The 12372-nt window shown below is 56.3% G+C and carries 7 protein-coding genes; 5 read left to right on the plus strand and 2 right to left on the minus strand.

Features of this window, described 5'->3' with window-relative positions; all coding sequences use genetic code 11:
* Positions 1-145: 145 nt before the first annotated feature.
* Complete coding sequence (locus K0H79_RS06070; protein WP_220077655.1) at positions 146-1336, minus strand: transglycosylase SLT domain-containing protein; 1191 nt, start codon at positions 1334-1336, stop codon at positions 146-148.
* A gap of 286 nt (positions 1337-1622) precedes the next feature.
* Here K0H79_RS06070 and K0H79_RS06075 point away from each other — a divergent pair, with 286 nt between their 5' ends.
* The 5 genes from K0H79_RS06075 (at position 1623) to K0H79_RS06095 (ending at position 9423) form a co-directional block, all read left to right on the plus strand.
* Positions 1623-2504, plus strand: a complete 882-nt coding sequence (locus K0H79_RS06075) for an ABC transporter ATP-binding protein (protein ID WP_220067227.1) — start codon at positions 1623-1625, stop codon at positions 2502-2504.
* Between the two features lie 11 nt (positions 2505-2515).
* Positions 2516-6076, plus strand: coding sequence for a M1 family aminopeptidase (locus K0H79_RS06080; protein WP_220077656.1), 3561 nt, complete (start codon positions 2516-2518; stop codon positions 6074-6076).
* A gap of 249 nt (positions 6077-6325) precedes the next feature.
* A complete protein-coding gene (locus K0H79_RS06085; RefSeq protein WP_220077657.1) occupies positions 6326-8083 on the plus strand; it encodes a phospho-sugar mutase in 1758 nt (585 codons plus the stop codon).
* Between the two features lie 146 nt (positions 8084-8229).
* Complete coding sequence (locus tag K0H79_RS06090; protein WP_220067230.1) at positions 8230-8613, plus strand: VOC family protein; 384 nt, start codon at positions 8230-8232, stop codon at positions 8611-8613.
* A 102-nt stretch (positions 8614-8715) separates the two neighbouring features.
* On the plus strand, positions 8716-9423 hold the full coding sequence (locus K0H79_RS06095; RefSeq protein WP_220077658.1) for a YafY family protein: 708 nt from the start codon (positions 8716-8718) through the stop codon (positions 9421-9423).
* A gap of 48 nt (positions 9424-9471) precedes the next feature.
* On the opposite strand, the gene K0H79_RS06100 is transcribed toward K0H79_RS06095, so the two are convergent.
* Positions 9472-12318, minus strand: coding sequence for a TonB-dependent receptor (locus K0H79_RS06100; RefSeq protein WP_220077659.1), 2847 nt, complete (start codon positions 12316-12318; stop codon positions 9472-9474).
* Positions 12319-12372: the final 54 nt, after the last annotated feature.

Here is a 12372-nt window from a genome sequence, read left to right on the forward strand (position 1 = left end):
CAAAAATCAGCGCCCCAAACCAGCTCCCCAAATAAGCCCCAAGACGATTTGTCTCGGGGCTGACGCTATTGCCATTCAAAATACCCTCACAGACTTCACGCCAGATGAGGCACAAAGCTGGCTTACGCCAGCCCCGGCACCATCATTATTCCAGTCGCAGCTGTTGCCCGGGTTTGATAATGCTCTTCATATTGAGCCCATTCAGCGTCAGCAGCTTGTCCAGGGATAATCCATGGCGCTTGGCAATGCCACTCAGGGTATCGCCTGATTTCACCTGATAGCTGCCGCCCTTACCGGGGGTAGATGGCGTTAAGTTCACCAGCGCCGTGTTAAGGGCGGCCAGCTGGGTCTTTGGCAGGTTGATTTGATATTTGCCGCTGAAGGGCACGATGCCGTCCCTGAAGGCCGGATTCAGTCTGGAGAGTTCTTTGGCAGACATGCCCAGCGCCTGGGCAATGTTGGACAGTGCCACACCGTTGGGCACAGCTTCCCTTGCCATTACGGGCGCGTTGGCAATGGGGGGGAAACTGGCCGACTGAGTTTGTGGGTCCCGTAAAACCGCCAGCGCCGCCAGCCATTTGTACAGGGTGGGCGCCTGATTACGACTCAGTCCGAGCGCCAGAAAGTCCTCGGCTTTGCCCTTGCGGCGATTGCGCTCAATGGCCGATTTCAGCTTGCCTTCACCCATGTTGTAGGCTGCTACCGCCGACAGCCAGTCGTTATTGAACATCTCGTACAGGTACAGCAGGTAATCCAGGGCGGCGCGGGTGGCTGGGTTCGGGTCCAATCTGCCATCGTAGCTTTGATTGACCCGGAGATGGTGATTGCGACCTGTCTGGGCGGCAAGTTGCCACAGTCCGGCGCCCCCCAATCCCTTGATACCTGGGTGGTAGCCACTTTCTATCAGCGGCAGCAGGGCAAGTTCCAGCGGCATATCCCGTGCATCCAGCTCACTGATGATGTCGTACAGCCAGGGTTCGGCGGCAGCGGGCGCATTGATGGGGAAGAGGCCGTTATTGCGGTGAAGTCCATGGAAATAATCGACTTCCGGGTGCGAAGGCACGGCAATGGTCTGTGCATCGGCGATTTTTTGCCACAGGTTTTGCTGCGGTGTTGCTTCAGGCGTCGGTGACTCCGGTGTGCTGGTGTCTTCTGTTATGACGGGGACAATCGCTTCAGGCTGAGCGCTTAACTCTGTATCCCGGGAGGCATCGGGTGTTTGGGTGTTTACCTGACAGCCTGGGAGGACTGACAGACTTAACAGCAGCAAGAACCAGGCCCTGATACGGCCTTGTCTGCTGGCAGGCAGAGCGTTCAAAAAGATTGTTTTTCCCATGATTATTCCCTCCCTGTCTGCCCTGCGGGGCGAAAAGCGCTAAATCATACGCCTGTTGTTACCCCTTGGCATCGGGGGGATGAATAAATATTTTTGCCGGGAGCCCTTACCGGTAAAAAAGCGCGTTAAGCCGTCAGTATGACCGCAAACAAATAACAATGTTGCAGATATGTAGAATGTCGTGCTGTAAATTATTGAAAAATTATTACAATTATTAGGGTGACGTTAAGGTTCATTCTGGTATGTTCGGGTCGGATTAGCGAACTCGAATAAGCGGAAAGGACCCATGCTAAGCATTAAAAACCTCACCAAAACCTACGATAACGGGGTGAAAGCCCTGAACAATGTCAATCTGGAAATCCCCAAGGGTATGTTTGGCCTGTTAGGGCCCAACGGAGCCGGGAAGTCCAGCCTGATGCGTACCATTGCAACCCTGCAATCGGCCGACAGTGGCAGCATTCATTTCGATGGCATAGATGTGATGGCCGATCCCATGAAACTGCGCACCATGCTGGGCTATTTGCCTCAGGATTTTAACGTCTACCCCCGGGTGACTGCGCTGGATTTGCTGGATCACCTGGCGGTGCTTAAAGGTATTGGTAATGCCAAAGAGCGCAAGGAAATCGTTGAAGGCCTGCTGGCTCACACCAACCTCTATCAACACAGATTCAAATCGGTCAGTGGCTACTCCGGCGGCATGCGTCAGCGCTTTGGTATTGCCCAGGCCTTGCTGGGTGACCCCAAATTGTTGATTGTGGATGAACCCACCGCGGGCCTCGACCCCGAAGAGCGCAACCGTTTCCACAATTTGCTGGTGAGCCTGGGTGAGGAGCGGGTTGTCATTCTCTCGACCCACATAGTGGAAGACGTGGCCGAACTGTGCCCACAAATGGCTGTACTGGCATCGGGCAGCATATTGCTTGAAGGCAACCCGCAAGAGCTGGTGGATTCCCTGAATGGCAGAATTTGGCGCCGTACCGTGTCCCAGCAGGAAGCCGCAGAGCTTGAAGCGCGCCTGCCGGTGATTTCCAAGCGCCTGTTCGCCGGCCGCACTGTGCTGAATGTCATGTCGGAAGCCTGTCCCGAAGGGTTTGAAGGCACGGATGCCGGGCTTGAGGACTTGTATTTCTCGACCCTGCACAGCCACAGAAGCCATCAGGCCGCATAAGAGAGGGCAGCATGTTTTTACACACACTCTCCTTTGAATGGCGCTACTATTTGCGTCAGCCGTCCTTTTACGTGGTTGGGATGTTGTTGTTTCTGGTGTGCTTTTTTGCCACCGCAACCGATAACGTCCAAATCGGCAGTGGCGGTGAAGTCTTAAAAAACAGTCCCTTTGCCATCGGCCAGACCCTGCTCATCACCGGGGTGATCGCCATGTTTGCTGTGGTGAATTTCGTTGGCAGCACGGCGGTACGTAACCAGCAATGCCTGATGGAAGAGCTGCTTTATGTTAAGCCGCTGTCGCCAATAGGCTATCAGCTTGGCCGCTTTGCGGGCAGCGCGCTGGTGGTCATGACTCTGTTTACCCTGGCGCCACTTGGGCATTTGCTAGGTTCTTTGATGCCCTGGGTGGATTCCAGCCGTTTTGGGGACATCTCCCTCTGGTTTTACCTCAAGCCCATGTTGCTGCTGGTGATGCCAAGTCTGCTGTTTTTGTCGGCTCTCTTCTACGCCATGGCGCAGAAGTTCCGCTCCATGATGGCCCTGTACCTGACTGCGGTGGCGGTATTTATTCTCTATGGTTTGGCCGGGCAACTGGCAAGCCAACCACAGTACCGTGAGATTGCGGCCTTACTCGATCCTTTCGCGCTTCGCACCTACAGCCAGGTGGCGCGCTACTGGACCATTGCCGAGAAAAACACCATCAGCATGGGCCTTGAGGGCCTGATGCTGCAAAACCGGGTTCTCTGGCTCAGTATTACCGCTTTTATTCTGGCTATCAGTGGTTTGCACCGTCAGCCATCCTTAACCCGCCGCACCGAAGGGAAAAAGCAGCGCGCCTACAAGGTGCCTGTGATGCCGCCATTGTCGGCGTTGGTGCGCACACCCACTATCAGTGGCAGCGCCCAGTTCTGGACCCGGGTGCGTTTTGAGGTCAAGCAGGTACTCTTTACGGCGCCTTTCTACATCCTGGGTGCCCTGAGTATCTTTAACCTGCTCGGGCCCATGATTGCCGGGGACCTGAATTGGTATGGCACCAGCAACTGGCCACTGACCCAGGACATGGTGGATCTGATTTTGGGTTCCACCGGCCTTTTGATGGTCATCATCCTGGTGTTTTACTGCGGTGAAATCGTCTGGCGTGAGCGCAGCACCGGCATGGGCGACATCATCGACAGCCTGCCGGTGTCCAATCGGGTGTTCCTGAGCTCCAAGTTCGTGGCCTTGTCGCTGGTGATGGTGATTCTGTATCTGATTGCCATGCTGACCACCATTGTATTCCAGCTTATCAAGGGGCAGATGAACCTGGAGCTGTCGCAATACGCCATCCGTTTGGGCTTTATGATTTTGCTGCCCCTGATGATGTCGGCGGTGCTGGCATTTTTCTTCCAGGTATTGGCACCCAATAAGTATGCCGGTATGGGGCTGTACGTGGGCTATTACGTCCTCAGCCTGATCCTGGCCAGCTGGGGTTTTGGTCACAGCCTGAATAACTTTGCCAGCTCACCCACCTTACCATACTCCGACATGAACGGTTACGGCTGGTCGTTGCAAAGCCATGCCCTGTATATGCTGTACTGGGGCGCTTTCTCCGTGCTGCTGTTCCTGCTCGCGTTCGGCTTATATCGTCGTGGCCCGGAAGTGGGGCTCAGGCACCGTTTGGGCCTGCTGAAATATCAGCTCGGCAACGGCGGCCGCGTGCTGGCGTTTGCCTCGGTGGCGGTATTTGCGGGGATGGGGGCTTATCTCTTTTACCAAACCACAGTGGTCAACGACTATCGTATTCCTGATGAGATGACCGACAGCCAGGCCGAATACGAAAAGCGCTATCGTCAGTACGCCGATGCGCCCGTGTTGTCACCTGTGAGTGTAAAGGGTCACTTCGATATCTACCCCGGCGAGCGCCGCCTGAAGGCACGTGTCGAGATGCGTTGGCAAAACCGCAGCGGCGAACCTATCTCCCGCATGTTGGTGAGCCTGCCGGAGCATACCAACAGGGCGTCGCTGAAGTTTGATATTCCCGGTGCCCGTTTAACCGATGAGGATGAATCCCTGCCGGTGGCCTGGTTGGTGTTTGATACACCCATTGCCAATGGCGCCGACGTAGCGGGTGAGATAAGCCTGGTGCGTGAAAACGCGGGGATTGCCGAAAACAACTTCGACCTGACCCTGGTCGAAAACGGCACCTTCATCAATAACTTCGAATTGTTGCCAGCCTTTGGCTACCAGAGTGATGCCGAACTGCTCGACAGACACGAGCGCGAAAAGCGTGGTCTGCCTCCCAAGGACAGAGCCAACAAACTCGAAGACGAACGTTTCCATCAGGTCAACTTCTTTGGTCCCCAGGGCAGCTTTGTTGACTTTGAAGCCACGGTGTCCACCGCGGGTGACCAAACGGCGCTGGTTCCGGGTTACCTGACCAGGGCATGGCAGGAAAATGGTCGCAACTTCTTCCACTACAAAATGGACAGCCCCATGGTGAATTTCTTCGCCATCGTGTCTGGCCGTTTTGAGGTGAAAAAGGAGCAGTACAAGGGCATTAACATCGAGGTGTATTATCACCCCGACCATCCCTGGAACGTTGACCGCATGGTGGAATCGGTGCGGGATTCCATCGACTATTTCAGTGAGGCCTTTGGTCCTTATCAGCATCGTCAGCTGCGGATTATGGAGTTTCCGGGATACCGCTCCTTTGCCCAGAGCTTTGCCAACACAGTGCCTTACTCTGAGCGAATCGGCTTTATTACCGACCTCAGGGATCCCGACAAGATTGACCCTGTGTACTACGTGACTGCCCACGAGGTCGCTCACCAGTGGTGGGGCCATCAGGTCGGTGCCGCCGATGTGCAGGGCAGTGCGGTGATTTCCGAAAGCCTGTCGCAGTATGCCGCCCTGATGGTGATGGAAAAGAAATACGGCGCCCATATGCTCAGGAAGTTCCTGCGCTACGAGCTTGACCGCTACCTGCGCGGCCGCGGCGGTGAGCGTATTGGCGAGATGCCGCTGCTGCGCAGTGAAAATCAGCAGTACATCCATTACCAGAAAGGGTCTGTGGTGATGATGGCCATTAAGGACATGGTGGGTGAAGAGAAGCTTAATGCCAATCTTGCCGCCTTCCTCGAGCGCTATCGTTATCGTGCCGACCCCTTCCCAACCACCCTGGATTTGCTTTCGTACCTGAAGCAAGGCCTCGATGATGACGAGCTGGCGTTTGTGGACAGTGCTTTCAGAGACATCAAGCTCTATGATTTGCGCCTGACCGATGCCAGGATCACCGAGCTTGAGAACGGCAAGGTGCGGGTGGATCTGGATATCCATGCCGGGCTGCTCAAGGCCGACAATGAAGGCAAGGAGCAGGAAGAGGCCTTCAATGAGCGGGTGGATATAGGGCTCTTTGCTGCCGACCCTGACAGCATTGACTCGGAAGAGCAGGTGCTTTTGCTGGAGAAACATCCACTCAAATCCGGCGACAATCAGTTGTCCTTTGAGCTGGATAAAGCCCCAAGCTACGTCGGCGTTGACCCCTTCGTGAAGCTGGTGGACAGAGACAGTAAAGACAACATCTTTAAGCTGTAACTGCTTGACATTAAAGGCGCGGTCTCCCTGTGGGGCCGCGTTTTTTTATGTCTGGTATCGCGGCGCAAACTGCAAATTTGCTTGAGTGCTCATGGCTGAGTGCCTATTGTGGTTTCAAGAGGAAGCGCCCGTATCCAGATATCAGGCTGAGCCTGACAGCGGTTTTTTTGCCGCTTATCGGGTCTGTATTGGAGCGCTTGGCACAGGTTAGGGTGACGGTAAGGTCACCGGGTGGCACAAGGAGAGGTTATGGATACCCAGCTCGCATTCAAGGTAAAAAACTGGTTGGCAAGGGATCCCGATGCCAAAAGCCGCACCGCACTGGAGGCTTTGGTGGCGGCAGGGGATGACAAGGCGCTCGAAGCCGCCTTCGGTGGCAGACTGGCCTTTGGTACCGCCGGAATTCGCGGCATTGTCGGTCCGGGCCCCATGGGCATGAATCGCCTGTTGGTGCGCGAAACCAGTGCCGGTCTGGGCGCTTATCTCGAAGCACAACTCAAGGATGCCAAGCGTCGGGGATTGGTTATTGGCTTTGATGGCCGCCATGACTCACGGGTATTTGCCCACGATGCGGCCTGCGTGCTCAGCGCCATGGGCTTTAAAGTGCGCCTGACCAGCCATGTTGCCCCCACGCCGCTGGTGGCCTTTGGCGTAAAACACTTCGAAGCCGCCGCCGGGATTGTGGTCACCGCCAGCCATAATCCGCCCAAATACAACGGCTATAAGGTGTATTGGGAAAACGGCGCGCAGATTATTCCGCCCCACGACGCCGGCATCGCGGCCTGCATCGACCGGGCTGCCAATCTCGAACTGCCCTGGATGCCTGAGCCCGAAGCGGTAAAACAGGGGCGGCTTTCGTTTTTGCAGGATGATTTTTTTGAGCGCTATCGCCGCGCCATATTACATTCGCCACTGCTGCATCCCGCCGGTGAAAGTCAGGCCGGGCGTGCCAATCTGGGGATTGCCTATACCGCGATGCATGGGGTCGGTGCGCCCATGGCCGAGCGGGTGCTCAGGGATGCGGGTTTCAGCCAGGTATACAGCGTGGCGGCCCAGCGCGAGCCCGATGGAAATTTCCCCACGGTGAACTTCCCCAATCCTGAGGAGCCGGGCGCCATGGATATGGTTATCCATGAGGCCAGTGACAAGGGCGCCATGCTGGCCTGTGCCAACGACCCGGACGCCGACCGGTTCGCGCTGGCGGTCCGCCAGAGTGATGGCGGGTATCGGATGCTGTCCGGGGATCAAACAGGCGCCTTATTGTGTGATTATCTGCTGTCCCATTGGCAAGGTGCAGGCGTGCCCCTGGTGGGCAATACCATAGTCTCGTCGGCGCTTCTGCACGCCATTGCCGCCCATTATGGTGCCCGCAGCTACACCACACTCACCGGCTTTAAGTGGCTGATGAACACGGCGCAGCAGCTGGAAACCCCGCAGCAGCCGTTTCTGTTTGCCTATGAAGAGGCCCTGGGTTACACCGTGGGCAATCTGGTGTGGGATAAAGACGGCATCAGCGCCCAGCTGTGTTTTGCCAATCTGGCGGCGGAGCTTCTGGCCGAAGGCCAGGATGTGTGGGCGGCGCTGGAGCGGCTCTATCGCCGCCATGGGCTTTATGTAAACCGACAGGTGAGCATTGCCCTTGGGGAAGGGACGCCGGACATAGGTGCCTGGCTCAGGGAGAATCCGCCAACCGAGATAGACAGGCGGCCTGTGGTAGCCCGGGAAGACTTAAAGCACCTGCGTAAAGTCTATGCCGATGGCCGGGAAGAGGTAATAGCTCTGCCTGCGAGCGATGTACTCATTTACCATTTGGGGGCATCTGCCGCCACGCCGGGCTCCAGTGCCCGGGTGATAGTCAGGCCATCGGGCACCGAGCCCAAGATAAAATGCTACTACGAGCTGGTATTGCCCATGGCAGATGGGATTGCCATGGCCGATGCCCAGCGAGAAGGGGATGCCCTGATGGCTGCGCTGGTGGATGGTCATCAGGCGAGTTTGCCCCGCTGACACCGAAAAAATCCGACTCCTGATAAACCCTGCTGACACCATGTTGTCAGCAGGGGGGGATTAAGCTGACTCTATCGATGAAGCGCGAAGTAATATCTACTTCAAAGCATTGATATATAAAGTTTACTCAACAAGGAGATAGGGATATGCAAGCAACTCAACCCCTGGTGTGGGGCGAAATCGCTGTCAGTGACATGGCAAGAGCCATCGCCTTCTACCAAACCCAGTTTGGCGTGAGTTTTCGCCGGGAAGACATGGATGAGGTGGAATACGCCATCCTCGAATGCAGCGATGAGAAGGCCGCCACCATAGGCCTGATGAAACACCCCGAGTTTAAGCCAGGTCAGGGTGGCGCCTGTCTGTACCTGCATCTGACAGATAATCTTGGCCCGCTGGTGGGCAAACTGGAACACAGCCAGGTACAAATCGTCATGCCACCCATGGGCATCAAGGGCGGCGAGTGTGGCTACATAGCCCTGTTTGTCGACAGCGAAGGCAACACTGTCGGCCTGTGGAGCCCCTCGCTCTGACGATGTTGGGCATAAAGGCATGGGTATTTTGGTACTGAGCCAGCAATGACAGAAGAGCTTGGGCCGGGCGCATTGGCGTACCTGCCCTTGCATGGATAGGGTATGCGCCGCGCAGACAGACTGTTTCAAATCGTGCAAATCTTAAGGCACAGACGCCTGACCACGGCGGCGCAGCTTGCCGAGCGCCTGGCGGTGTCGCCAAGAACCATCTACCGGGACATTCAGGATCTGTGTCTTTCTGGCATCCCCATCGAAGGGGAGGCCGGTGTTGGCTACCTGCTGCGCCAGGAAGTGAATGTGCCGCCGCTGATGTTCAACGAGGTGGAGCTGGAAGCGATTCAGGTGGGCATTCGTATGGTGCAAACCTGGGGTGGCAAGGCCCTTGGGCAAGCGGCAACCCAGGCGCTGATCAAGGTTGAAGCCGTACTGCCAAATCGCCTGAAAGACATGCAGTCCCTGATGTTTTCGCCGGACTTTTATCTCGATGATGCCGAGTTTCAATTTCTGGACCCCCTCAGGATTGCCGCCAGAGAACGGCGGTATTGCCAGATTTGCTATCGGGATGCCAAGGATGAGGTGACAGAGCGGCGTCTCAGGCCTCTGGCGATTTATTTCTGGCGTGGCACCTGGACTCTGCTGGGCTGGTGCGAACTTCGGGGGGATTTTCGCAGTTTTCGCGCCGACCGTATTGTGAGCCTCGAGTGCGAAACCAAGCAGTTTGCCCATACTCCGGGGCAGGAGTTGGCGGATTTTGTGGCGCGCATGGATGAGGCGAGCCGGGAGTATGAAAAGGCCCAAAAGGCCGATTGATGCGCATAAAAAATGGCGGCCGGGGCCGCCATTTTTACGCTGTGGGGGTTAGAAGCTGCCCCTGACACCGAAGGCAACTTGGGTACCGAAGCGCTCCAGGTAGTTCACCTGATCGGGGCGTTTGATATAGCCAGAGTAACGGTCGTTGCCAAGGTTGGAGGCTTCAACAAACACAGTCAGGTTTTCCAGCAGCGCATAGCTTAAGCTGGCATCCAGCTGGCCGTATGCGTTTATCCAGGCAGGACCGCCCCAGGCTTCTGGGTCAACCAGGAATTTGCTGCGCCAGTTGTAGGCAACACGACCCTGCAATCCGTACTTCTCGTAGTAGAGCACTGCGTTGTAGGAGTTTTCAGACATACCGGCGAAGGGCAGGTTCTGCTCTTTGCGGGCCGGGTCATCATATTCGCTGTCCACATAGGTGTAGTTCAGCTGCACGCCGAAACCATCCAGGGGTGAAGGCAGCCATTGTTCCAGTGACTGTTGCCAGGCCACTTCGTACCCTGTGATCAGGGCGCCATACTCCCCTGACTCAGGCTGATTGACCATATACAGGTTGCCTTCTACCTCCATGGCGTTTTCATCGTTTTCGATAAAGGATTGAATATCCTTCACAAACACACCGGCCGCCAGTGAGCTGCTGTCACCGTAGTACCACTCCAGCGTCACATCGCCCTGATAGGCTTCTTCAGCACTCACGCCGGGGTTACCACGGCTCAGGGTCGGCAATCCTTCCTTGCGGTTGACGAAGTCGGGATTGGCCCAGGTACGCAGGGCATACAGGGATGGGCGGCTCAGGGTTTGGGCGGCAGAGACACGCAACAGCAAATCATCCTGCAGGTTCAGGCGGAAGTTCAGGCTCGGCAGCACGTTGCTGTAACTGCCTTCATGTCCCACCGGCAACACTGCGCGCCAGTCGTTGTTGCTGGGGTTGCCGGCGCTGTCGAGTACCACTTTGGACAGGTCATAGCCAAAACCGCTGGAGTCGACCTGGGTGTGGCTGGCACGCAGGCCCAGGTTCAGCATGTAAGGAAGTTCCCACAGCTCATCTTCCAGGGTGACCTGCACGAAGGCCGAGGTCACGGCTTCAGATACCTCATAGCTGCCGGACTTGCTCTGGGTCGCGACTATACTGGCGTCGGCGGCCTCGGCATTGATGGAGCGGTAAAAGGCCAGCAGGGCATCATAGTCAAAGCTTGGCCAGGGGTCTGGCGATACGCTGTTTTCCCCGTCGAGGAAGTTATCGAAGTTGGCAGGTACAAACACGTTTTCCGGAATGCGGAACAGCTCAAATTCGCCCTGGGTAAATACCTGGCCCGGGGCAAAGTCGTAACCGTCGCGGGTCAGATAAAAGCCGCCGCGACTGAACTGACTGGGGTTACGGGAACCATAGGCGTTCTGGGTCTTGGACTGTTTGACATAGTTCACCCCAAAGTGCACCTTGCTCACCAGGCTGTCTTCGGGTTCATAGATGGCTTCGAGTTTAAGGTCATTAACCTTGTCTTTTACCCCGGTACCGCTGTTGTAGCTGTAGTGGGCGCCGTAGGTTTGATCAGAGGTGAGTGCCGGGCTTATCACCACATCCGGCAGGGTGTTGCCGGTGCTGTAGTCGATGCCGATGCTGTCTACAAAACCACGGGCCACGATGAAGCGGTTATCGCCCTTGTTTTTGTTTTCGGCCTGGGAATAGGCCGCATCTGCGTATACAGACCATTGGTCAGTGGGGTGCCACTCGGCATTCAGGCCCAGCTGCCAGGTGTCGGTCTGGCGCGGGGTTGAAATGTTCAGCAGCTCCACCATGGTGTTGTCACCGGTCTGCTTCATCTTGACCACCCGGCCCAAATCGTCGAACTCGGCGTCGGTAAACAGCGGCGTGCCCGGCGTCCAGGACTCGTCGTAGTTCACAAAACCAATCTGATAGCGGTTACCGTCGGTGTTGTAGCGGGAAAAGAGGCCATCCAGGCTCAGGGTCAGGTCATCGCTCGGGCGCCACTGCAGGGCAAGGGTAGAGCCGATGCGCTCACGAACGTCCTGGGCGTTGGCAAAGTACATGTAGCTGGGAATTTTGGAGGCGAAGATTTCACCCTCATCTATGGTGCCATTGTTGTTGGCATCCACGGGCACCCCGGCACTGTCCACGCCCCAGCCTTCGTCTTCATCGAAGAAACCGTCAGCGGAATAGGTGTCGGCCCTCAGGGTCTTTTTCGAATACACGGCAGAGAAGAGCGCGCCCAGGCTGCCATCATCATTCTGATCGCCAATGATGAAAGAGGCATGGGGATGGATGTCGCCGGTGCGTGACTCGTGGATCCCCTTGGCGGAGGCCTGCAGGGTAAAGCCATTCAGATCCAGCGGCTTGCGGGTTTGAATGTCGACGATTGCGCCAATGCCACCTTCGGTGAGACGGGCTTCGGGCGACTTGTACACCGCCAGCACATTCACCAGCTCAGAGGCGATGGTATCAAAGTTAAAGTCACGGCCCGCATATTCTGACGCCAGTTTACGGCCGTTGAGGGTAGTGACGTTATAACCGGCGCCCAGACCACGCACCAGAATGTTTTGTCCTTCACCGCCGTTGCGGGTGATGGTGATCCCGGGAATACGCTGCAGGGCTTCGGCCAGGTTTTCATCGGGGAATTTGCCTATGTCATCGGCCACCACCAAATCCACCACGCTGGTGGCGTTTTGCTTGAGGTACATCGACTCCTTGATGCTGGAGCGGATACCGTAAACCGCAATACGCTCAACATCCTCTTCCTTGGCTTCTTCGGCTTGCTTGGCTTTTTCCTCGGTGTTTTTGGTTGTTTGTTCGGCTTCGGCCGCGCACACAGGTGTTATCCAGAGTGCGGTGCTGACCGCCAGCGCCAGAGTGGCGACTTGGGTACGTAAAGAAGACATGCTCTCCCCTCCATTCAGATGCTTTTGTGACTCGTTCTTATGGCTTATTCGAAA

This window comes from Shewanella sp. FJAT-52076 (assembly GCF_019457455.1).
Classification (GTDB): Bacteria; Pseudomonadota; Gammaproteobacteria; order Enterobacterales; family Shewanellaceae; genus Shewanella; species Shewanella zhangzhouensis.

Coding starts and splice junctions, on each gene's coding strand:
- K0H79_RS06070 (WP_220077655.1), bottom strand. CDS start 1,336: ATGGGAAAAACAATCTTTTTGAACGCTCTGCCTGCCAGCAGACAAGGC.
- K0H79_RS06075 (WP_220067227.1), top strand. CDS start 1,623: ATGCTAAGCATTAAAAACCTCACCAAAACCTACGATAACGGGGTGAAA.
- K0H79_RS06080 (WP_220077656.1), top strand. CDS start 2,516: ATGTTTTTACACACACTCTCCTTTGAATGGCGCTACTATTTGCGTCAG.
- K0H79_RS06085 (WP_220077657.1), top strand. CDS start 6,326: ATGGATACCCAGCTCGCATTCAAGGTAAAAAACTGGTTGGCAAGGGAT.
- K0H79_RS06090 (WP_220067230.1), top strand. CDS start 8,230: ATGCAAGCAACTCAACCCCTGGTGTGGGGCGAAATCGCTGTCAGTGAC.
- K0H79_RS06095 (WP_220077658.1), top strand. CDS start 8,716: ATGCGCCGCGCAGACAGACTGTTTCAAATCGTGCAAATCTTAAGGCAC.
- K0H79_RS06100 (WP_220077659.1), bottom strand. CDS start 12,318: ATGTCTTCTTTACGTACCCAAGTCGCCACTCTGGCGCTGGCGGTCAGC.